The sequence below is a fragment of the Psychrobacter faecalis genome (assembly GCF_016107575.1).
GTDB classification, from domain to species: Bacteria; Pseudomonadota; Gammaproteobacteria; order Pseudomonadales; family Moraxellaceae; genus Psychrobacter; species Psychrobacter faecalis.
In genome coordinates, this window is record NZ_JABAST010000001.1 from 34,515 (window position 1) to 57,917 (window position 23,403).

The 23,403-nt window shown below is 43.2% G+C and carries 20 protein-coding genes and 1 pseudogene; 10 read left to right on the forward strand and 11 right to left on the reverse strand.

What is annotated here, in order from left to right:
- Positions 1-390: 390 nt before the first annotated feature.
- A complete protein-coding gene (gene yghU, locus JFC07_RS00135) occupies positions 391-1,272 on the reverse strand; it encodes a glutathione-dependent disulfide-bond oxidoreductase (RefSeq protein ID WP_198327787.1) in 882 nt (293 codons plus the stop codon).
- A gap of 331 nt (positions 1,273-1,603) precedes the next feature.
- Between yghU and JFC07_RS00140 the strand changes: the two genes are divergently transcribed.
- Positions 1,604-2,980: a DHA2 family efflux MFS transporter permease subunit gene (locus JFC07_RS00140; protein ID WP_198327788.1), complete on the forward strand. Its 1,377-nt coding sequence runs from the start codon at positions 1,604-1,606 to the stop codon at positions 2,978-2,980.
- A gap of 144 nt (positions 2,981-3,124) precedes the next feature.
- On the opposite strand, the gene bfr (JFC07_RS00145) is transcribed toward JFC07_RS00140, so the two are convergent.
- From bfr (JFC07_RS00145) to JFC07_RS00155, 3 genes are all read right to left on the reverse strand, one after another.
- Positions 3,125-3,607 (reverse strand): bacterioferritin, encoded by a 483-nt coding sequence (bfr, locus tag JFC07_RS00145; RefSeq protein WP_102076432.1) that lies wholly within the window; start codon positions 3,605-3,607, stop codon positions 3,125-3,127.
- Positions 3,608-3,806: 199 nt separating this feature from the next.
- Positions 3,807-4,295: a bacterioferritin gene (gene bfr, locus JFC07_RS00150; protein WP_068405485.1), complete on the reverse strand. Its 489-nt coding sequence runs from the start codon at positions 4,293-4,295 to the stop codon at positions 3,807-3,809.
- Between the two features lie 483 nt (positions 4,296-4,778).
- Positions 4,779-4,970, reverse strand: a complete 192-nt coding sequence (locus tag JFC07_RS00155) for a (2Fe-2S)-binding protein (RefSeq protein ID WP_068405488.1) — start codon at positions 4,968-4,970, stop codon at positions 4,779-4,781.
- 286 nt (positions 4,971-5,256) lie between these two features.
- Between JFC07_RS00155 and JFC07_RS00160 the strand changes: the two genes are divergently transcribed.
- Entirely contained in the window at positions 5,257-5,580 is a 324-nt protein-coding gene (locus JFC07_RS00160) for an ArsR/SmtB family transcription factor (RefSeq protein WP_068405491.1), read from the forward strand.
- Between the two features lie 130 nt (positions 5,581-5,710).
- On the opposite strand, the gene JFC07_RS00165 is transcribed toward JFC07_RS00160, so the two are convergent.
- The 5 genes from JFC07_RS00165 to JFC07_RS00185 form a co-directional block, all read right to left on the reverse strand.
- The gene (locus JFC07_RS00165; RefSeq protein WP_082894303.1) at positions 5,711-6,433 is read right to left on the reverse strand and encodes a sulfate/molybdate ABC transporter ATP-binding protein; all 723 of its coding nucleotides are present in this window, start codon (positions 6,431-6,433) and stop codon (positions 5,711-5,713) included.
- A gap of 69 nt (positions 6,434-6,502) precedes the next feature.
- Complete coding sequence (cysW, locus tag JFC07_RS00170) at positions 6,503-7,513, reverse strand: sulfate ABC transporter permease subunit CysW (protein WP_198327789.1); 1,011 nt, start codon at positions 7,511-7,513, stop codon at positions 6,503-6,505.
- Positions 7,513-8,394, reverse strand: coding sequence for a sulfate ABC transporter permease subunit CysT (cysT, locus tag JFC07_RS00175; protein ID WP_144296177.1), 882 nt, complete (start codon positions 8,392-8,394; stop codon positions 7,513-7,515). Before cysT ends, cysW begins: the two co-directional genes overlap by 1 nt.
- Positions 8,395-8,615: 221 nt before the next feature.
- Complete coding sequence (locus JFC07_RS00180; RefSeq protein WP_198327790.1) at positions 8,616-9,719, reverse strand: sulfate ABC transporter substrate-binding protein; 1,104 nt, start codon at positions 9,717-9,719, stop codon at positions 8,616-8,618.
- A gap of 222 nt (positions 9,720-9,941) precedes the next feature.
- Positions 9,942-11,117 (reverse strand): sulfate ABC transporter substrate-binding protein, encoded by a 1,176-nt coding sequence (locus JFC07_RS00185; protein WP_265090557.1) that lies wholly within the window; start codon positions 11,115-11,117, stop codon positions 9,942-9,944.
- Between the two features lie 365 nt (positions 11,118-11,482).
- On the opposite strand from JFC07_RS00185, the gene JFC07_RS00190 reads away from it, so the two are divergent.
- On the forward strand, positions 11,483-12,016 hold the full coding sequence (locus JFC07_RS00190) for a hypothetical protein (protein ID WP_198327791.1): 534 nt from the start codon (positions 11,483-11,485) through the stop codon (positions 12,014-12,016).
- A 251-nt stretch (positions 12,017-12,267) separates the two neighbouring features.
- Here the strand turns inward: JFC07_RS00190 and sat are convergent, their stop codons facing one another.
- On the reverse strand, positions 12,268-13,521 hold the full coding sequence (gene sat, locus JFC07_RS00195; protein WP_198327792.1) for a sulfate adenylyltransferase: 1,254 nt from the start codon (positions 13,519-13,521) through the stop codon (positions 12,268-12,270).
- Between the two features lie 266 nt (positions 13,522-13,787).
- Between sat and JFC07_RS00200 the strand changes: the two genes are divergently transcribed.
- The 3 genes from JFC07_RS00200 to JFC07_RS00210 all read left to right on the forward strand — a co-directional run bounded on the left by JFC07_RS00200 (position 13,788) and on the right by JFC07_RS00210 (position 16,768).
- Positions 13,788-15,473, forward strand: coding sequence for a nitrite/sulfite reductase (locus JFC07_RS00200; RefSeq protein WP_193030465.1), 1,686 nt, complete (start codon positions 13,788-13,790; stop codon positions 15,471-15,473).
- Positions 15,466-16,062 (forward strand): DUF934 domain-containing protein, encoded by a 597-nt coding sequence (locus JFC07_RS00205; protein ID WP_198327793.1) that lies wholly within the window; start codon positions 15,466-15,468, stop codon positions 16,060-16,062. Before JFC07_RS00200 ends, JFC07_RS00205 begins: the two co-directional genes overlap by 8 nt.
- Positions 16,063-16,129: 67 nt before the next feature.
- Positions 16,130-16,768, forward strand: coding sequence for a phosphoadenosine phosphosulfate reductase domain-containing protein (locus JFC07_RS00210; protein ID WP_198327794.1), 639 nt, complete (start codon positions 16,130-16,132; stop codon positions 16,766-16,768).
- A gap of 96 nt (positions 16,769-16,864) precedes the next feature.
- Here the strand turns inward: JFC07_RS00210 and JFC07_RS00215 are convergent, their stop codons facing one another.
- Positions 16,865-17,608 (reverse strand): SDR family NAD(P)-dependent oxidoreductase, encoded by a 744-nt coding sequence (locus JFC07_RS00215; RefSeq protein ID WP_198327795.1) that lies wholly within the window; start codon positions 17,606-17,608, stop codon positions 16,865-16,867.
- A 356-nt stretch (positions 17,609-17,964) separates the two neighbouring features.
- Here JFC07_RS00215 and JFC07_RS00220 point away from each other — a divergent pair, with 356 nt between their 5' ends.
- The 4 genes and pseudogenes from JFC07_RS00220 (at position 17,965) to JFC07_RS00235 (ending at position 23,211) form a co-directional block, all read left to right on the forward strand.
- A complete protein-coding gene (locus JFC07_RS00220) occupies positions 17,965-18,915 on the forward strand; it encodes a 1-acylglycerol-3-phosphate O-acyltransferase, YihG family (protein WP_198327796.1) in 951 nt (316 codons plus the stop codon).
- 258 nt (positions 18,916-19,173) lie between these two features.
- Positions 19,174-20,784 carry a siroheme synthase CysG gene (cysG, locus tag JFC07_RS00225; protein ID WP_198327797.1) on the forward strand — a complete coding sequence of 537 codons (1,611 nt, stop codon included), beginning with the start codon at positions 19,174-19,176 and terminating at the stop codon, positions 20,782-20,784.
- A 664-nt stretch (positions 20,785-21,448) separates the two neighbouring features.
- Positions 21,449-22,206, forward strand: a pseudogene (locus tag JFC07_RS00230) (IS5 family transposase).
- A 201-nt stretch (positions 22,207-22,407) separates the two neighbouring features.
- Positions 22,408-23,211 carry an HAD-IIB family hydrolase gene (locus JFC07_RS00235; protein ID WP_198327798.1) on the forward strand — a complete coding sequence of 268 codons (804 nt, stop codon included), beginning with the start codon at positions 22,408-22,410 and terminating at the stop codon, positions 23,209-23,211.
- Positions 23,212-23,403 lie beyond the last annotated feature (192 nt).

The window sequence follows — 23,403 nt, forward strand, 5'->3', positions numbered from 1 at the left end:
GCTAGGAGCATTGTCTGTTAGCAGACTACATGCGCTTGGGGATTGACGAGTGAATGGTAAAGGTAGAAAAACCATCTCGTTGAATAGAGGTAGTAGTATAGGCTGAGTTTTATTATTCTTCATAGTCATTACTCATTAATAGAAGAAATATCAACACCTGCCCAAGAAGGCGGTGGCTACTATCTTAACGTACTAATGTTTCTATCTGTTATGCTAATGTACCATTATGTAAAGACGAAAGTATAGTCAAAGAGCGATATACCGATAAATATATTTGGAATAACGGATATTAAAAAAGCAAAAGGTTAACAAGCAATGGCTTATTAACCTTTTTATGAAAACTTATGTTTTGCTACGACTATTTAAATATAAACTGATAAAGTTAAATCTTTAAACAATAGGCTTTAATTCTAAATCTACGGCGCGTTTTACCGCTGGACGGTCGGCGATTTTTTGTGCCCAACGTTTGATGTTTTTGTAATCATCTACTTGTAAAAATTCTGCCGCATCATAAAGCTTGCCCAGCACCAGCTGACCGTACCACGCCCAGATAATCATATCAGCGATATTATAGTCCGCCTCATCATTACCGCACATATACTCGTGGTCTTTGAGGTGCTTATCTAGCACATCAAGCTGGCGTTTGGTCTCCATCGTATAGCGATTGATAGGATACTCTAGCGGTTCGGGCGCATAGGCGTAGAAATGCCCAAAACCGCCACCTAAAAACGGCGCACTACCCATCTGCCACATCAGCCAAGACAGACAATCTGCGCGCGCTTTACCTTGCTGCATCGGGATAAATTTGCCAAACTTTTCCGCTAAATATAATAAAATAGCCCCCGACTCAAAAAGCGCAATAGGCTCGCCAGCATTTTTATCATTTAAAGCATCAGTATAATCAACCAGCGCCGGGATTTTAGAATTGGGGTTGATAGCGACAAACCCTGAGCCAAATTGATCGCCCGCAGAGATATCTATTTTGTAGGCGTCGTACTCAGCGCCTTTAACATTCAGCTCGGCAAGCTCTTCTAACAAGATATTTACCTTGACGCCATTCGGGGTATTTAGTGAATACAGCTGTAAAGGTGCATCGCCGACCGGTAATTTTTGCTCATGGCGCGCGCCAGCTGTTGGGCGATTGATACTGGCGAACTTACCAACATTTTCGCTGTCGTTTTTCCATACTTTAGGCGGCGTATAGGCTTTGGTATGGTTGTTTTGAGTGTCATTATTTTCGTCATTGTTTGATTGATGATTGTCACTACTCATAATAATTCCTATTTTTTTGTTGTATAAAACAGAGCCAAAGCGAGACTGAGGCGGCAAAAGATTTATATTAGTCTCACGTCGTCCTATATGATAATTCTACTATAGCAAATCTTTAGTTAAAGCCCTGTCTTGTAACCCATTTTTAAAAGTAACGAGCACGAGTATCAAAGCGTTTGAGAACACACTTCTTATGAATGAGCTTACACCGTTACTTTGCTACTCTTTAACTCATAGGCGGTTATTTTTATACTAGCCCAACTTAACAGCTTTTTAGAGATAGGCTTAACAACAGAAGTCAAAAGATGAGGTCAAAAGACATGGTGATGACAATATGGTAACCCTAACCCCAACGCAAGATAAATACCTACCCTATGTCTTGGCGGTGGCGCTATTTATGCAGATTTTAGATGCTACCATCTTAAACACCTCTTTGCCGCAAATGGCGCAAGCCCTTGGCGAGTCACCATTAAAAATGCAGTGGGCGGTTATTAGCTATGCGCTAACCTTGGCGATTTTTATTCCTATAAGCGGCTTTTTGGCTGATAAATATGGCACGCGGCGGGTGTTTTTATATGCTGTAATCATCTTTTGTATCGGCTCACTATTGTGTGCCGCCGCCCCAACGTTGAATTTATTGATTGGTTCGCGCGTCATCCAAGGTATTGGCGGCGCGATGATGACCCCTGTGGCGCGTCTCATATTGGTCAAATCTTATCCGCGTAATAAGCTATTAACCGTGATGAACTTTGCGGTGATACCCGCGTTAATCGCGCCCCTAGTTGGACCAGTATTGGGCGGTTATATCGTGCAATATACCAGCTGGCATTGGATATTTCTCATCAATATCCCGATGGGTATATTTGGTTTTATCATGGGTAAAAAGCTGGTACCCGCTTTGTTTGAGGACACCAAGCGTTTAGACTGGACGGGTTTTGCTTTATTTGCTGCCGCCGCTTGCGGATTTACTTTGGCGGTCGAGTTTGGCTCACAGACTGGGCGTGGGTTTTACGGTTTGCTACTCGCATTGGGCGCCAGCATCTTGATAGGCGCGTATGTGTGGCATGCCAAACGCCGTGCAGCGCCATTATTTCCACTAAGTTTATTTAATATTCGCACTTTTCGTATCGGTATTACTGGCAACTTATTCACCCGTTTAGGCATCAGCGCCGTGCCCTTTTTATTGCCGCTATTACTACAGGTGGTGTTTGAATACTCACCGTCGCAAGCGGGTTGGCTGCTTGCACCTATTGCCGTTGGTGCAATCGGTATCAAGCCTTGGGTCAGTAAAATTATTCAGCGTTTTAGCTACCGCAAGGTGTTGGTGGTCAATACCTTTTTGATAGGCCTGCTTATTATTGTCTTAGCGCAGTTTAATGATGCGGCAAATTGGATTTGGTTTATCCCTATTTTGACCGTCATGGGTGCCTGTAATTCCATGCAGTTTAGTGCCATGAATACCATTACTATCGGTGATTTAGAGGGCGCGCAGACCAGTAGCGGTAACAGCTTAATGGCGGTCAATCAGCAATTGGCGATTAGCTTTGGCATCGCTTTTGGGGCGGCGGTCTTGAATCTACTGCGGGAACGCTTCGAGCTTGATACCTTGGTCGCCTTTCAGACCACCTATTGGATACTGGGTATTTTAACCATCCTTTCAGGTTTATACTTTTTACGCCTCAAACCTGAAGACGGTCGTGGCTTATATTAAGTTATTGGTATTGAAAGATACTTATCTCTAAAAGTAACAAACATTAAAAAAGCATTAAATATAAAAACGCCAGCGTAACCTAAAATCAGTTAATCTAAAACTTATCTTAGGATACGCTGGCAAGTAACGGCAATTCTTATAACTTTAAGGCGTGTGGTCATCATCCATTTGTGACTGAATATAATTTTCAATGCCAACGTCTTTAATCAAGTCCTCTTGGGTTTCAAGCCAGTCTTGATACTCTTCATTGCCATCTTTTAGGATAACCAATAAATGACGCGAGACATAGTCATGCTTGCTCTCGCACAAGGTAATTGCATCAGTTATGATAGAAAATTTCTGCTTTTCTAAGCGCAAGTTGCAGTCAATCATTTCAGGCACATCTTCTGCGATGAACATTTTGCCGTAATCTTGCAGGTTTGGCAGACCGCCTAACAATAAAATACGCGCAATAAGGTCATCCGACCATTTCATCTCTGCAATAGATTGCTTATAGAAATTTTCGTTTAATGCCTCTAAACCCCAATGACGGGCAATACGGGCGTGCAAAAAATACTGATTGATGGCGATTAATGACTGACCGAGCACTTGATTGAGTGCGCGAATAACTTCTTTATCCCCTTTCATGCTGTTCTCCCTGTCCTGCTTATTCGTTTATCAATTTAATATTCGTGAAAACTGCTTAATATACGTCAATCTCAACTTATCGTAGGCTTTTGATTTTTATAGAATTTAAAATTCTAATTGTTTTAACTGAAATTTTAAAAAGTAAGTAAACCAATACCTTAGAAAAATAAGTTGAGAGTGGGGTTTAATATATAAAATACTAAACAATATCAGGAGACACTTCCGCCATCTGGCTTTGTAAATAATTGGGCAGACCAACCATATCAATCAGGCGCAGCTGCTGCTCTAACCAATGGGCATGATCTTCTTCGGTGTCTTTGAGCTGCTCAACCAACATCTCACGCGTCACATAATCGTGCTCTGCTTCACAAAGCGCAATACCGTCTTTTAGATGCTGCTGTACTTGATATTCTAAGTCTAGGTCCAATTGCAGCATTTCAGGTACCGTTGCGCCAATATTAATCTCATTGACGCGCATCTTCGGCGTACCGCTTAACATCAAGATACGGCGGATAATCGCCTGCGCGTGCTGCGTTTCATCTTGCATCTCATGGTGGATACGGTCGTATAATTTACCGTAATGCCATTCTGCATACATCTCAGAATGAATGAAGTACTGATCACGAGCCGCAAGCTCGCCACCTAATAAAAAATTTAAATAATCAATGACCTTTTGGCTGCCTATCATGACTCATACTCCTATGTTTTTATTTGGCTACTAATACATTCACAATAATAAATATAGTTAAAGTACCATTCGTAAACCAATCAGTAAAGATTAAAACCCATCAAACGTCTTACAAAGTTAGATAGATATAGTAGCATAGGCACGCCGTAGCGCTTGTAACGATATGAACTAAGAATAAGATGCTAATTGAGAATTATAATTAACTCGCTTACACCGATAGCGTTTAGCGAGTAATCTTAAGAGGCGACCTATAAAGGCAATTTATAAAGGTAAACAGAAATAAGGGATAGCCGCACTAGCCTTTTGAGTTACTTATCGTCTTTTATAGTGATGGCTTTTAACCATAAATAACCCTAAAAAGACGATTTGAACGCGGATAAAGGCGAATTAGCGGCTAAAACACTACAGATAGAGGGAAAGCAGAAACGTGATTTGAGCGGATTGGCAATAGAAGTGGAAACAGGCAAATGCTTAAACTGTCTCTTAAACTGCGTAGGCCAACGCATCAAGCTTGGCATGATGTTCGTCAAGAAAGTCGTTGACCATAGGTTCGCAGCAGCCACAGCACGTCGCTACATCAAGGGTGTCTTTTAACCCCTCTAATGTGTCAATGCCTGAAGCAATGGCAGCTTTGATTTGTTTGTCTTTGACGTCGTTACAGATACATACGTACATGTGCGGCTCCTACTATGAATATCTAGCTGGTTATGCTTTATAATAACGATAATTATTACCATTTACAATAGTATTTGGTATATTTATCCGTCATATTAGGTACGGCTAAAAGATATATTACCCTAACTTTATCCATGTAACTGAATACAGTCTTAGGTGTAACCACAAAGTACCAAAGGTAGTAAAATGGCGACGAACTGTAAATCTGCTCATTTTTTAATCGATTTTACCGTTAACTGCTGTTATATTGACCCCCTATTAATTAAATCTATATTGGAATTGTTCTATGTCTAATAATAATTCTACGATACAGCCGCTTGAGTTATTTAAAGTCTTATCTGACCCAACGCGCTTAAAGATTTTTCAAATCTTATTTAATAAAGAGTCGCGCTGTGTTGGTGAATTGGTAGAAATACTCGATCAGCCGCAGCCGACCATCTCGCGTCATTTAAATCATTTGAAAAAACTGGGCATTTTAAGCTGTGTTCGTGATGGGACGTGGATGTGGTACGAGGTGTCTGATGATTTGCCAGAATGGTGCCAAGATATTTTAGAAATCACCTATAAGCAAATATCAACTAAAGACATCAATATGCCAAAGCCTGCTTAATGTCAAAAAAAGCAGGTTGAGAAAGTCTAACGACAAATAATTGAGCACATAAAAAAGACCTCTCATTGATAGGTCTTTTTTGTTTTTAAGCGTTGTTTTAAAATACGCCCTTAATATAAATAAGCCTAAATTAGACTAGGTCTAAAAAATCACTGACAAAGGCGTTTGCTGGCTGGTGAATCAGCTCCTCTGACGTCCCTACTTGCTCGACGCGGCCCTGATTCATCACCACAATCTCATCCGATACCGCCCGCGCCTCTTCTTGGTCATGGGTTACCATAATGCTCGTAATACCCAGCTCGTGATGGATATTTTTTAGCCAAGTGCGCAGCTCTTTACGGACTTTGGCATCTAGCGCGCCAAACGGCTCATCGAGTAATAGTAGTTTTGGCTTTACTGCCAAGGCTCGTGCCAGCGCGATACGCTGACGCTGACCACCTGATAATTGATGCGGATAAGCATTGGCAACTTGCGGCAACTGTACTAGGTCTAGCAATTCAGCAACGCGCTTATTGATATCCGCTTTACTCGGGCGCTCATTCTTCGGTAGCAAGGTTAAGCCAAAACCTACATTATCGGCGATGTTTTTATGGCGAAATAACGCATAATGCTGAAACATAAAGCCGATATGGCGCTTTTGCACTGGTGTATTGGTGACATCGAGCTCATCAAATAATATCTGCCCAGAGTCCGCATATTCTAAACCTGCAATGATACGCAGCAAGGTGGTTTTTCCGCAGCCTGACGGACCAAGCAACGTCGTCAACTTGCCTGTTGGCACGGTGATATTGATATCATCTAAGGCGGTAAAGTTACCGAATTTTTTATTAACGTTGCGAATCTCGATACTCATAATGGGTTCTCTTATTATATTTTTGGCTTAGCAGATGCCTTTCTTGCTGACGGATTTGTAAAATAGCGCTTATAGATTACCTGTGCTTTTTGCTAAAGTGGCATCTGTATCCTGCGCTTTCTTAGCACCTTTAGTGTTTGATGTATTGCTAGCATTGCCAGCGTTGTTAGCATTGTGAGCGTTGGCACTTACTGGCAATTCAGGCGCACTTGCTAGACGCTCAGACTTAGCAAATTTGCGCTCTTGCAGCTTGGTCATCACTTGTTGTATCAATAGCGTTACCAGCGCTAAGGCAGCCAGTAAGCTCGACAAGGCAAAGGCGGCGGTAAAGTTATAATCGTTATAAGCAATCTCAACCAATAGTGGCATAGTGTTGGTTTCACCGCGGATATGACCAGATACCACGCTTACTGCGCCAAACTCGCCCATCGCCCGTGCGTTGGTCAAAATCAAACCATACAGTAGCGCCCATTTGATATTAGGCAGTGTCACATGCCAAAAGGTCTGCCAACCGCTAGCGCCTAAGGTTAAAGCTGCTTGCTCTTCACTATCGCCTTGGGTCTGCATCAATGGTATCAGCTCACGCGCGACAAACGGAAAGGTCACAAATAGAGTCGCTAAAATAATCCCTGGGACAGCGTAAATCACCTGAAAGCCCATACTTTCAAGCCAGCCGCCAATGCTAGAGTTTAGACCAAATAGCAGCACAAACATCAAACCAGCAACCACCGGAGATACCGAAAACGGTAAATCAAGCAAGGTAGTCACCAGCTGCTTACCTTTAAATTGATAACGGGTCACTAGCCAAGCTATTGCAATACCCATCACCATATTAATCGGCAACACGATAGCGGCAGTAATTAAAGTTAGCTTAATTGCCTGCAAAGCTTCAGGGTCAACCAGTGAAGCGATATACAACTGCCAGCCGTTTTTAAAGGCTTCATAGAACACTGCTAAAAGTGGCACCACCAACATCGCCACCATAAACAACACAGCGATACCGATAAAAGTACGGCGTATCCACGGCGTGTCTTTGGTCGCTGGATTGCTTTGGTAGTCGTAGCTATTAGAGATTTGCATTAGCGGGCTCCTACGCGGCGCGACAGCTTCCACTGTACGATGTTAATGGTCAATAAAATCACAAACGAAATCAGTAGCATAAAGAGTGCGACAGCGGATGCGCCTTGCACATCAAACTGCTCAAGCTTACTAATAATGATTAAAGGTAAAATCTCAGACTGCATCGGAATATTACCAGCAATAAAAATCACCGAGCCATACTCACCAGTGGCACGGGCAAACATCATACCCGCGCCCATCAGTAGAGCCGGCAATAGCTCTGGCAAAATTACCTTACGAAAGGTCGTAAATCGATTGGCACCCAATACCGCCGCCGCTTCTTCGAATTCAACGGACAATTCTGCAAGCACTGGCTGCACCGCACGGACGATAAACGGGAAGCTGACGACCACTAAAGCGAGCCAAATACCGAGTGGCGTAAAAGCAACTTGGATGTCAAATTTGGCAAACCATTGGCCGATTAAACCATTGGGTGCATAAAGGGTCGCAAGCGAGATACCGGTAACCGCTGTCGGTAGTGCGAATGGCAAATCAACCAAGGCATTAATCAACGATTTACCCCAAAACTCATAGCGCACCAGCACCCAAGCGACCAGCGTACCAAACACCATGTTGGTTAGCATCGCCAAAAACGACATCCATAAACTGAGTTTGATAGCAGCAGTGACTTGCGGCTGAGTAATGGTTTCCCAAAAACCCGTCCAGCCCATTTGTGTCGTGGTATAGGCCATCATGGCAAACGGTAGCACCACCAGTAACGATAAGCTAAAGACGGTGATGCCCATGCTCAGTCCAAACCCTGGTAGCACATTGCGTTGACGCAAGCGCGTTAGCCACCCTTTTTTGATGGGTTTGCTGGCAGGAGAAGTTGTTGCACTCATAGTGATGTCCTATTGCCTAACTGCTGGCGCTTATTTGCTGCTTGTAAGCACCACGTGCTATCAGATGTATTTATTATGGGTCTTTGTAAGCGATAAAGGACACAGCGTGGGTAGCCATGTCCTTTAGGTGCTTGGACGTTACGGTAAAACTGACTATGCAAACGTTATTTAAGAAAATTTATAAAGCTCATAAATGGTTATTAAATCAGCATACTAGTGGCTTACTTTGGCGCATTAACGGCCAATTGATCAAATACGCCGCCATCGCTAAAGTAAGTGCTCATGATTTCATCCCACGTACCAAAGGCATCGTTTGGACGGAAAGTATCGATAGGTGGCAATTTATCGCTGTTTTTATCAAGAACGCTTTTTACACTTGGGCGAAGATATAAGTTAGCTGCCAATTGCTGGGCAGGCTCGCTCCATAAGTAATCAAGATAGGCTTTTGCCGCATCGGTGGTGCCCTTTTTGTCAGTCACGGTTTTCACAACAGCGACTGGGCTCTCAGACTTGATAGAGTATTTTGGATAGACGATATCGACTTGCCCTGCACCAAAATCTTTGGCAGCCAAGTTGGCTTCATTTTCAAAGGTGACCAAGACATCACCGATACCGCGCTGAACAAACGTCGTCGTCGCTGCACGTCCGCCATTCTCATAGACTTTGACGTTTTTCAGCATGTCTTTGACGTAGTTTTTGGCCTTAGTTTCATCTTTATTAAAGGCATGCAAACCATAACCATAAGCGCCTAAGAACGCATAACGACCATTACCCGTGACTTTTGGATTGGCCATGACAATCTCAACGCCTTCTTTGGTCAAGTCTTGCCAATCATTAATACCTTTTGGATTGTCTTTACGCACCAAAAATACGATGGTACTGGTAAAAGGTACGGCATTATCTGGGAATTTGCTTTCCCAATCAGCTTCAACCAAGCCTTTTTTCTCAAGTAGCTCGATATCAGAGCCTTGGTTCATGGTCGCCACATCGGCCTGTAAACCGTTAGCCACAGACAATGCTTGCTTACTAGAGCCACCGTGCGATTGCTTGATTAAGATATTGCTGTTTGGGTTCTCGCTTTTATAGTGCTCAACGAATAATGGGTTGTAGTCTTTATAAAAGTCACGGGCCACATCGTAAGAAACGTTTAATAGCTCAATATCTTGACCTTCACTAGCGGCTGGCGTGCCTTCTGCATTGGCAGTTGGCTCAGCTTTTTCACTATTGCTACAGCCGGCGATACCCAACGTAAGCGCCACACCGGCGATACTTAGTACGCTAAGCGTTTTGTTTTTATATTTATAACCTGTGGTATATGATGTCATGGCAGCCTCAAAAGGGATTAATTGGTGAATGCAAGTATGCTAACAGCGCCAGCTTATTATGTTTAATGATGAATATGCGTATGTTATTGCCAAAATGGAATAATGAAGTAATGGTGATTAAAATACAGCCTTATCAAGCACTTAAACGAGCAATCTCTTAAATAGCCTTTACACTTGTATTATTTGCTAATAAAAATTGTTTATAACTATTCAAAACTTGCTCTACTTCACCCTTGCCAGCTGATCAAAACGCCCACCATCGACAAAGAACGTCGCCATGATGCTGTCCCAATCACCAAATACCGCCACAGGCTCAAAGGTTGCAATTTCAGGTAAGGTCTTGCTGTGGGCGGCAAGCACCTTGGCATTACTAGGGCGCATATACATCTGTGCCATCAGCTCTTGTGCGGGCGTCGACCATAGGCCTGCTAAATAGTCATTTGCCGCGGCGGTGGTGCCTTTTTTATCGGTTACGGTTTTCACCACCGCCACAGGGTTGGCAATCACAATAGAGTAACTTGGATACACGATATCGACCTGACCTTTGGCAAACTGCTTAGCAGCCAGATGCGCTTCGTTTTCGGTGGTGATTAAAACATCACCAAGACCGCGCTGGGTAAAGGTCGTGGTGGCAGCGCGCGCGCCATTGTCATAGGTGACGACGTTTGCCAGTAGTTTTTTGATAAAAGTATCGGTTTTGGCGGGGCTTTGCACCTTTTCTTTAAAATGATGTAAGCCGTAGCCATAAGCGCCCAAAAAGGCATAACGCGCCGTGCCACTGGTCTTTGGATTTGGCAATACTACGGCAATATCGTTACGCGCCAAATCTGACCAGTCTTTGATGCCTTTTGGGTTGCCCGCACGAACTAAGAGCACCATGGTACTGGTATAAGGGACGGCATTGTTCGGTAATGCCTGTTGCCAATCGCTAGCCACCAAGCCTTTTTCAACCAACAAATTCATATCGCTTTCTTGGTTGAGAGTAACGACGTCTGCCTGCAAGCCATTAGCAACCGCTAGAGCTTGTTTGCTCGATCCGCCGTGCGATTGGTTGATATTCACCTTGATACTTGGGTGTTTTTGCTGATAATTTGCATTAAACAACGGGTTGTAGTCTTTATAAAAGTCGCGTGACACATCATAAGACACATTTAATAAATCAATATTTTTTACCTTATTGGCGGCGTCGTTTTGGTTGGCTTCGGTAGGGTTGCAGCCTGTGATCATTACCGCCGCTGCGAGCACACTACCAAGACCAAAACTGCTGGCAAAATTGATAGTAAAACTAAACCGATTGGTGAGCACTGTGCCGATGCTTTTAGGTTGAATGGCGAAAGAAGCACGCGCATTAATGTGCTTAGGAGGTATCTTTTGACCGCTCTTTTTATTTGGCTGCATATTTGCTCTCTAATAATAGGGATAAAAACCTTGCGTTTCGAAATTCGGTTCTATGGATAATGAGCAATATGCTAACAGCCTGCGAGACAATTGCTTAGTGACAAATACGCTTATCGAGTGATTAACTTGGCATAAGTAATTTTATTAGTTATTCTAAAGTGCTTGTTTTTCCTCGGTATTTTTGTAGTTTTGTGATAAGCAGACACTTTTGAGTAAGTTACGGTATTGCTTAGGCTCTAGACGAGCCTCTATAGAGTCGATATTATCCCTTAGCTTGTTGTATATCAGGCGCTGCACTGATAAAACTTAGTCGATGCGCTTTCACTTATTTTCTGTTTACTAACCCCTTTATTAAAGGTAATGCAATGATCAAGTCTCCACCTCGCCATGCTCGTCACTCACGCTTTTTTGTTGGTATTTTAACGACCTCTATGACTTTATTGGCCTTAAGTGGCTGTAATAGCGTAACGCCAAGCGTTAATAACCAAACGATTCAGCAACCAAACGCTGCTGTCACGCCAGCGGTGCAGACGGTCGTTGGCGATTACGCCTCTGACGGTTATGCCAAGCGTGCACAAGGCTATGATTGGGTGGGTGTGATGATAAGAGCTGACGGCGCAGACAATGGCGAGCAAATTGATATCAAAGTACGGGCGCGTAGTGATGTGAAAAAGCCAACTTGTCACTTCGATGGTAAAGCGACATTAATGGGTCAAGACGAGGCGCACGGTGTTATTTTCCAAACTAAGGTTAATGACAGTACCGCCTTTTTTCAATTTAAAGACGATATCTTGACCATTGATAGCCAAGATAAATATGCACTGAATTATTTTTGTTCGGGTGGAGCTTCACTCGTTGGCGAATATCAAAAGCTTGAGGGTGATTTAGCGCTCAATTAATAGCTTGGTGGTGTTCTAAAAAGTATGCTGGCGATAGAAGTCAATAAGAAATCTATGCTAAGTTCTCTGATTCTATAGGGCTTTCAAGGCTTCAAAAATTGTTCAAGTTTTAATCAGCATACTTTTTGACACACCACCAATAGCTTTAATTGCCTATTTTAGATAATAAAATGAAATAAGAAAAAAAGGTGCCAGATATTTATTCTGACACCTTTTTTATTGCGCATTATCTTTTTTAAATATTAAGGTTCTTATACTGCAGAAGCACCGACCAATTTCACCTCAGCACGTTCCTCTTTTGCGATACCTGCATAGTAATTGCGTAAAATCTCTAGCACTTCTGGACGGCTAAAGTTCTCTGGTACATCAAGATCTTCTGACAATGCTTTACGCAGCTTGGTGCCTGAAACCTTGACATGCTCAGATGCTTCATGCGGGCAGGTTTTATCAGAAGCCATGGCATTACAAGCATTACACCAAAACGTCCAACCAATTTTTAGCGGCTGCGTAATCAAGTCGTCTTTACCAACATATTCAAAGATGGTTTGCGCATCAAAGGCGCCATAATAATCACCGACGCCCGCATGGTCACGACCAACAATCAGATGACTACAGCCGTAGTTTTGACGGAATACCGCATGTAGCAATGCCTCACGTGGTCCTGCATAACGCATGTCGAGCGGATAACCGGCTTGAATAACGGTGTCTGCTCTAAAGTAATTATCAATCAAGGTCTTGATGGCTTCTTGGCGCACTTCAGCTGGGATGTCGCCCGGTTTTAGCGCGCCGAGTAGTGAATGAATCAATACGCCGTCACAAATCTCGATAGCAATCTTGGCAAGGTATTCGTGCGAGCGGTGCATCGGATTACGCGTTTGAAAGGCAGCAACGGTTTTCCAGCCTTTGGCGTCTAAAATTTCGCGAGTTTCAGCAGGCGTCTTATAAATCTCTGGGTATAAGGTTGGGAACTCACCTTCGCTTAGTACTTCAACACTACCTGCGATGTTTACCTCACCCTGGTTAAGTACTTGCTGTACGCCCGGATGCTCGCTATCGGTAGTGGTAAAGACTTGCTGACACTCATGGGCTTTATCAATGGTATAAGTTTCTTCTACCGTCAAGATACCCATAACCTCACCATCTTGCGCCACTAACGCGACTTTATCACCTTGGTTTAAGTTATCGGCAGTCGCTTTAGGCGCTGATAAGGTAATGGGAATCGGCCAAAACAAGCCAACATTGTCGCCGCTTTGCAGGCGCATATTATCCACGACGCCTTGCCAATCTGCCTGATTCATAAAACCATTTAACGGGGTAAAGCCACCAATCCCAAGCATAATCAAATCGCCGCGCTCACGAGAGCTTAAGGTAATCGTCGGCAACGTGCTGGCAAGATTTAATGCTTGCTTGCGCGCCTCACCTTTTAATAGTAATGGTTTTAGCTCGCTACTGCCGTGCGGCGGAACAAGTTTTGATGAGGAAAGATTGGGATTGGTAGATGTCATTTTTAAAACCTTAATAATGAAATTGAGAGATAGTTGGTCAGGAGAATGAGCGCTTAAATTTGATAAATATAGGCTACCTAACTTTGGTTATGAAAATTTATGCTGTGTTTGGATATGGATATGTCTTAAAGGAATTTATGTTTATGGGTTTAAGCTTATATGATGTGACTCTGAATTGTTTACCTTGCGATTGGCAATACAAGCGATCACACGCAAATCATTTTCGTCGCGGCTTTTTAAGTTAAAAACAAAATTGAGATTACGTCATGTATCAATATAATTACGCTGACCAAACCTTGGTAGAGGAACGAGTCGCCCAGTTTCGCGACCAAACCGAGCGGTTTTTGGCAGGTGAACTGCCAGAAGAGCAGTTTTTACCGCTGCGTTTACAAAACGGGCTGTATATCCAGCGCTATGCACCGATGCTACGTATCGCCGTGCCATATGGCTTGCTGGCAACCTATCAATTACGCAAATTGGCTGAGATTACCCGTAAATATGATAAAGGTTACGGCCACTTTACCACCCGTACCAATATGCAGCTGAACTGGCCAAAACTTGAAGAAGTGCCAGATATTTTGGCCGAATTGGCATCGGTGCAAATGCATTCTATCCAAACCTCGGGCAACTGTATCCGTAATACCACCACCGACCCTTATGCGGGTATTCATAAAGAAGAGATCGCCGATCCGCGTCCTTATTGCGAGATTATTCGCCAGTGGTCAACCTTTCATCCGGAATTTGCTTTTTTACCGCGTAAATTTAAAATTGCCGTCATCGGTACGGCAAAAGACCGCGCGGCAACGCAGGTGCATGATATCGGACTGCATTTAAAGAAAAATGACGCAGGCGAGCTTGGCTTTGAAGTGATAGTTGGTGGCGGTCTTGGGCGTACGCCCGTGATTGGCAAAACCATTAATACATTTTTACCACGCCAGCATCTGCTCAGCTATTTAGATGCGATTTTGCGTGTCTATAATCTGCATGGTCGCCGCGACAATAAATTCAAAGCGCGTATCAAGATATTGGTCGATAGCATGGGCGGCCCTGCGTTTGCCAAATTGGTCGATGCCGAATGGGAAGCCAATATCAAAGATGGGCCGTTGACCTTGACCGATGCCAACTTTGACAAGGCCAGCAGCTATTTTACTGAGCCTGATTATCTCAGCTTTGATGCGCTACAGGTACAGTCGGACTTGCAGCAGCAACTAGAGGCTGATAAAGACTTTGCCAATTGGTATCAGCAAAATACCGTGGCGCATAAAATCGCAGGCTACCGCGCGGTGGTCATTTCGTTAAAAGCGGGCTTGGTCGACGGACGCTACGTACCGTCAGGTGATATTACTGAGTCGCAAATGGACGCCCTCGCCGACCTCGCTGACGAACATAGCTTTGGCGAGCTGCGCGGTACTTATCAGCAAAATCTGGTCTTTGCCGATGTACAAACCAATCGCTTGTACGAATTATGGCAGCAGCTGGCGGCGCTACATTTGGCCCGTCCAAATATCAATACCCTAACCGATATGATCGTCTGCCCAGGCTGGGATTTTTGCTCGCTTGCCAATGCCACAACCCACAATATCGCTGAGCAAATCGAAAAGCAGTTTGATGATCTCGACTACCTTTATGACTTAGGTGAGATTCGCCTCAATATGTCTGGCTGTATGAATGCCTGCGCCCATCACCATACCGGCGATATCGGTATCCTTGGGGTCGATAAAAAAGGTGAATACTGGTATCAAATCAGCCTCGGCGGCAACTCTAGCAACGACGCCAAACTCGGTAAGATATTGGGCAAGGCTGTACCAACCGATGCCGTAGCAACAACGATACAAAAGATAATCGACGTCTACCTTGAGCAGCGCGTCAGTAATGACAATGATGTCGAAGGCTTTGGTGATTTAGTTGACCGTATTGGTATTGCTCCTTTTAAGGAGAAGGTCTATGGCTAATCATCATGTGTTCAATAACGATGGCACCGATATCAGTGAGACTGACACTTGGCTTGCGCTTAGCACCAATGAGCTGCCTGATGGTATTACCCTGACCGATATATCACTGCTAGAGCTGCTGCAAAAACAAGAAAAACTTGAAATCGTTTTACCGCTTGCTGATTTATTAGATGCTAAAGGCAATATTGCAGGCGGACTATTACAACAAGTACGTGAATTGTTAGCCAAGCATATTAGCCGTACCGGTGTCTGGGTGACATCAGATAGCGATACCGAAGTGCTGACGCGTATTCCAGAGTTTTTATTACAGCAAGATTTGATTGTGATTCACGTCCCCGCTTTCACTGACGGACGCGGTTTTAGTTACGCCCAAACCTTACGCCAAATGGGCTATCAAGGCGAGATTCGTATGGCTGGCAAGTTTGGTCGCGATCAAATCGCCTATCTGCTACGCGCAGGCGCAGACAGTTTTGTGATAAGCGCGCATGACCTGCAGTCTATCTCTGATATCAGCCAAGCATTTAATGCACTTGCCAGTAGTTATGACGGTCGTAACGCCGCCGACTTACCGATGTTTGCTGGTGCTTAATATTCATATTTACCACCCTATTTATTATCAATCATTTATATATTTTTTTACCCTTAAGGAATCCATCATGAGCCAATTACACCCAAACTTAGATATCGATCAAGCCAACCAAAAATTAAAAGGTAAATCACCAGAAGAAATCGTCGCATGGGCACTGACCCAAGCGAAAAACCCAATTATTACCACCAATTTCCGCCCATATGAGTCAGCGATTTTGCATTTGGTTGCTAAACAGCGCCCTGACATCACGGTATTGTGGGTAGATTCTGGCTATAACACCGATGCGACCTATCAATTTGCCAATAAAGTTATCCGTGATTTGAACTTAAACGTCATCACTTATATTCCTAAACAAACCGCTGCCTATCGTGACGCAACCATGAACGGTATCCCAGGCATTGATAATCCGCAACATGATGAATTCACTGATCAAGTAAAACTTGAGCCATTTCGCCGTGCGTTAGATGAGCTAAAACCTGATGTCTGGTTTAACGCCATTCGTAAAGATCAAACTGAATTCCGCCAAGGTCTTGATGTGCTTAGCTTATCAAAAGATGGCGTGTTAAAAGTAGCGCCGTTATTTGAAAAAACTGATGCTGATTTAGACGTGTATCTTGAAGAGCATAATCTACCAAATGAGTTTGATTACTTTGATCCGACGAAGGTTGAAGAGAGCCGTGAGTGCGGTTTGCACACGCAGTTATAATATTCCTGACTTAAGAAATCACTATGTTTGAATGTAAAAAGCCCTTTTAAATGAAAGGGCTTTTTTAATTTCGATAGCTTATAGCTTTTTAGAACGTTATTTACGACCGAGAACCCAGCCACCATCCATAAAGACGTTCGAGCCATGCATATAGTTTGAGTCATCAGACGCCAAAAATACCGCGAGCGCTGCAATCTCTTCGGGCTTGCCAGCACGCTTAGCTGGTATACGATTTAAGCGCTCATCATCAATACCATCGGTCATAGGCGTTTCGATAAAGCCCGGTGATAGAATATTTACTTTGATCCCTTGACTGCCAAAATCAAATGCCAATTGTTTGGTAAATCCTAACACCGCATGCTTGGAAGTCACATAAGCGGAACCGCCGGGTCCTGCCATTTGCGTCGCTTGCGAGCCAACATTGATGATAACTCCACGTCCTTGCTTGATAAAGTGCGGAATCACCGCTTTTGAGGCGAGGTATGGCGCTTTGACATTAATTGCCATCAATTTATCGTATAAGTCTTCTTCTAACTCGACGGCATTATCATAAGCGTCGTGGATGCCCGCACCATTATATAAAATGTCAATTTGACCATAAGCTTCTAAGGCTTTATCGACCACCGCTTCAATCTCTGCTTTTTTGGTCACATCGGCATGCACAAAGAGAGCGTCTTGACCTTTATCGGTTATGTCTTTGACAATACGTTTGCCGTCTTCTTCATCGCGACCCGTGACGACAACCTTTGCCCCTTCGTCGGCATACGCTTTTGCAGTCGCTTCGCCTAGTCCTGAGGTACCGCCAAATATAATAGCCACCCTGTCTTGTAATTTCATCATGTTCATCCTTGTTTTTTATATTGTAAATGAAACTTTTTCCTATCTGATAACATCTGGGTTAGATTAACATAGTCACCTAACTGTGAATGTTAGGCTATGTTAGACATTTTTAATCAGCCAATAACTGGCACTTATCTAGCCTTTTAGTTGCATAAATAACGTTTTCTTAACGTTTTATCGGCTAACATTAAGGTATTCTATAGCTTCAAAGCTGGCGCAACATCACATTAAACGTTAAGCCAACCTTTTAAAGCTAAACTATGGACGAAGCTGCCCGTCGTTGCGGCTACCTGTGCGCCTATTTATCATCAAGCTCGATCATGGCTTTGCCACCCTCAACAATATGGATAGTTGTTATGCCCTTTATAAAAAAAATTGATTCATTCTATGAAAAACTGCACGATAAGCTGCCAGTCGTAGGCAGAGCGGCTTCTTTTCTGACGGGTACTGGCGTCCTCACTGCCAATAGTGCGTTGGTTGGTCTACCGGTCTGGACTATGGGCGCGGCGAAAGTATTGACTGGGTCAAAACTGACCGATGATGCCTTAATTGCAATTACCAAATATTGGATTAATACTAATAATGCCGTTATCGACCACGCATTACCTCATAAAGACTGGCGCATCAACCTGCCCGATGATCTAAGCGAAGATAAGCAGTATCTCTTGGTCAGTAACCATCAGTCGTGGGTCGATACCAGTATCGTGCAATATATCAGCCAAGACACCCTGCCTCTAACAAGGTTTTTCACCAAGTTTAATTTGATTTATATTCCCGTTATCGGTCAAGCCTTTTATTTCTTAGACTTCCCAATGATGCGCCGCCACTCTAAAGAAGCGATTGCCAAAAATCCTGCCCTCAAAGGTAAGGATATCGAAGAAGCAAAGCGCGCCTGTCGTCAATTAAAAAACAAACCTTTTGCGCTATTAAACTATTTAGAAGGCACGCGCTTTACTAAAGAAAAACATGATAAGCAAGGCTCACCTTATGAGCATTTATTAAAACCACGCGCTGGCGGGTTGTCGTTAGCGCTTAATGCGTTAGGCGATGAATTGGATTCTATTTTAGACATGACTATCGTCTATCCCGACGGTGCGCCTGACTATGATGATTTATGGAAAGGTAATATCCGTCGCTTGGGCGTCGATGTGACGCGCTTAACCATACCGGACGAGTTATTTGCGGCCATTATGGATGGTGGCTATGACCGTGATGAAGCCACTAAAAAAATGATGTTTGATTGGCTCGAGGACATTTGGCAACAAAAAGATGCGCGTATTACTAAGATGCTAAGTGAGTTTGAGTAGACTTTGGCAGTACGTTAAACTCTATCCATGTAAATATAAGATTTAGAATCCACATCAGCCACAAGCTTAAAAGTGAGCTTGTGGTTTTTTTCTGCCACGTTTCTACGTTTTTATTCCCCAGCTATTCCACATCTTAGCAAAAACCATCAGCAACATGACAAAAACGAATATGTTAATGCCAATTCACTGCATGAGACGCTGCGCGTGATACCGCATAATGATGACATATTTTATATTGACTGAATCATTGGTGATGCTATGAACACCTTTCCGCTATTTTTTAAATTAGAAGACCGCAAAGTATTAATCGTTGGTGGCGGTGATGTCGCGTTACGTAAAGCAGACTTACTCAGGCGCGCTGGTGCTGCGATCACGATTCTTGCACCAACTATCAGTGCTGAAATACAAGCTTTGCTCAGCCATACTAAGGACAAAGCCAAGCACGAACTGATTTATGAAAACTACAATAAAGCTTATATGACTGGCGCACGCGTTATTATCGCCGCTACCGATGATGAAACGCTCAATCATCAGATTCACGCTGATGCCAGCGAGCTGAATATTCCCGTTAATGTGGTTGATACGCCGCATTTATGCGACTTTATTTTCCCAGCCATCGTTGATCGTAATCCAATTGTGATTGGCATCTCATCCAATGGCAAAGCGCCGGTGCTGGCACGTTTACTGCGCGCACGTTTAGAGACGTTAATCCCGCAAGGTTATGGCAAATTGGCCAAGCTGGCTGGTGACTTTCGGAATGAGGTAAAAACCAAAATCCCAACGCTGACAGGACGTCGTCAGTTTTGGGAGCGCGCTTTTGAAGGTGAAGTCAGTCAGCTGATGTTTGCTGGTAATGAAGATGCAGCAGCGGCGCGACTGCAAGCGGATTTAGATAACACTGCATCCGCTATCAATAAAAAAAGTACAGCAGATAATACATCTACAGAATCTCACACCGTAAAAAATCCAATGGGTGAAGTTTATATCGTCGGTGCAGGCCCCGGTGATCCAGAGCTGCTGACCTTTAAAGCGCTGCGCCTCATGCAGCAAGCCGATATCGTCTATTATGATGCGTTAGTATCACCGCAAGTATTGGATTTATGCCGTCGCGATGCTGACAAAGTATTTGTCGGTAAAAAACGTAGCAACCATGCCGTCGCTCAGTTTGGCATCAATGAGCTGCTTGTCAATAGTGCAAAAGAAGGTCGCCGTGTGGTGCGTTTAAAAGGCGGTGATCCCTTTATCTTTGGCCGCGGCGGTGAAGAGATTGAAAGCTTGCGTGCGCATGGCGTCCCTTATCAAGTTGTGCCTGGTATCACTGCTGCTAATGCTGCTGCAAGTTATGCAGGTATTCCTTTGACGCACCGTGATCACTCGCAGTCGGTACGTTTTGTCACGGGGTTTTTGAAGGCTGGCACGCCAAACAGCAACTTTAAAAGCTTTTTAAATACCGACGAGACGGTGGTGTTTTATATGGGGCTGCATTCACTACCACGCTTGACGACAGGTTTGATTGATGCTGGACGTAGTAGCGATACCCCTATCGCCATTGTCTCTAATGCCAGTATGCCCAATCAGCAAGTTTTGACTGGTACGCTTGCCAATATCGTTGAGTTGCAAGAACAAAACCAGCTACCCACGCCTGCTCTGCTGATTATGGGAGATGTGGTTGGACTGCATCATGATCTGGCTTGGTATCATGTAGACAATGAGCAAAACAACGAAAATGCTGCTGATACTGATAACAATTGGTTGCGCGGTGGCAAGACAGCGGCGGCAAAAGCCCCTACTAGCCAGCAAGCACATGCGCTATCAATGGTCGCTAATTTGGCGACCGCTGATGATGTGGAGCAACTAGTAATTGGTTAAGTGCGATTAAGGTCAAGCAACTATCGAGATTGTAGAGAGCATCAAAAACCTCTATGACGTTGACATAATAATAGTTTGTTAAAGGTATACCTACGAGGAACCAATTAGGTGCTTTAACTAATTCGGTACCCTAGTGAGGACTTGAACATTAGGCTGTATGCTATTGGTGTTAGTAGCCAAAATTATTTATAGCAGCTCAGTGTACATAGAAGTGTAATTTTGAACATAAAATGGTGATACCTTCAGTATAAAGACGTTTAGAATTATCTAAGCCCCAAAAGTAGATTTCTCTTGATAAACTAGTGTTCACTAAATTGATTGTATGTTTGCGATATTAAATAGTAAGTGCCTTCATCTATTTTTATAACTTAATGACAAACGATAAAAAGAAGTAAAGGCTAATAAAAGAAGGATTTTAAGGTTATAGTTATATGAAAGCATGAGGGGTAATCTATGAGAGATAAAAGGCTCATCATACGGGCAGTAGCAGTCTTTATTTTAATTATTGGACTAACAATTATCGTTATAATTCAATTCAAATTAATGTCACTCAGCATGTTTTATAGTCTTTTTTAATTAGGGACTGTATAGAATTCACTAATTGAAAAAAATAAGCAGCGCCTTACCCTCTTGTTTACCACAGCAAAGAAAAAAGGCGTCACTTATGGCTCGCCCTAAGCTCACTAATGAGTACTGGCACAAGCTGTCTAATATATTGCGACAAATCAACATATATACCAAGCCCAATCTAAGACTCACCGTTGAAGCGATGTTATATCGCATACGATTGAGCTGTCCATGGCGTGACTTACTGTCCTGTTTTGGCAATTGGTCTAGCGTTTATCACCAATACCGCTATTGACGTAAAACAGGTAAGTGGCAAAAACTTATGGCAATCGTAACAGTAGACTATGATAGCGAATGGTTATTTATAGGTGGCAGTATGGTCAAAGCCCATCAGCATAGTACAGGTGCAGCCAGTTGTCGTGATGAAGCTATAGTAGGAGCGTGGCCGATCATAGCAGCAAGCTGCACTTAGTGGTTGATGTTTGCGGTAACCCTATCTATGTTCAGCTGACAGGCGAACAGGTACATGACTCTAAGGTAGTCAATATATTAATTAAAAGCACGACTAAGAAACAGACTCAGACGGTAGTAGCAGGCAGAGGCTATGATAGTAGCGACATTAGAGCGTGTGACTTTAAGCAGTGTGCTGAGTCGGTCATACCGGTTAAGTCTAACTTTAAAAGCAATAACGATACCTTGGATTGATATTTATATCGCTGCCGCTATTTGGTAGAAAATGCTTTTGCTAGGTTGAAGCATTTTAGAGGCATCGCCACTTGTTATGATAAGCTTAAAGACAGTTACGGGGCTGCGATCATACTAGCTTGTGTTTTTATTTGGTTGCCTTTGATTTGAATTCTATACTGCCCCCAATCTAAGTTGTAATAAACCCAAGTTATTAGTCCATAAAGTAATTGCTCAAGGGGTTGTTCTAAAGTGCTGGATGTCATGAGAGATCTCATGGCATTTTCGACTGCGTTTATTTCAATAAAAACCGCTAAGAAATGGTCTGAAACAAGTCGACCATGACAAATAATTGTTTTGTATCCTACTGCTATGAAAAATAGATATCTTGTATTTACCGATTTAGATGGAACACTACTCAATCACCAGGATTATAGTTTCGCTCCTGCAAAAGAGGCCTTAGCACTTTTAAAATATCGCTCAATTCCTCTCATTATCGCTACGAGCAAAACCTTTAGTGAAGTAGTAGTGCTTCAAAAAGAGTTAGGCATGCGGCAGCCTTTTATTGTTGAAAATGGTGCTGGGATATTTGTGCCCTCAGAGTCTGTACTTGCAAAAGAGGTGGCGTTTAAAGAGGAGTGGATAAAATTCTCTAAAGCGCACTCCTACATAGAACTGAGACTTTTTTTCACACACATGAAACAGAGCTACTCTATAAAAGGTTTTGGAGATATGAGTGTTGATGAAGTAATGCAGCATACAGGTTTGCCAAGAGAAGAGAGCCTAAATGCCATGAAACGCGACTTTAGTGAGCCTTTTTTGATGCAAGACGAAAGAGGGTTTGAGGCTCTTAAAAAAGAGGCAAATGAAGAGGGCTTTGATATAGTAAAAGGGGGAAGATTTTATCACCTTGTCTCACTCCTACAAGACAAAGCAAATGCCATGCTTACACTTGCTCACATGTATGAAGAGTATTACAACCAAAAGTGTACCAAGATAGCCCTTGGTGATAGTGCAAATGACTTTACTATGATAAAAAAAGCAGATATTGGTGTTTTAGTTCCCCTCTATGATGGCTCTTTTAGTGCCATAGGAAACGCAGATATAAAAAGAGCAGCCTATCCAGGACCAAAAGGTTGGAATAGCTCTATACTGGAGATATTTGATGGACTCTAAAGCGCTTGCAAGAGAGATATTTGTCGATGCACTTGAGGCGTCTTTGCTAAAAAAATTCGTCACAAAATATGGCTAGCTTAAAGAAAAGATTTTAGGTGTAGGTAGCAAGAAATATGGTACCCCCCTAAACATAAGGCTGTAGTGGCACAAATATGATAGATGTAGCGATAATAATAAAAGGTAACCGTGCAG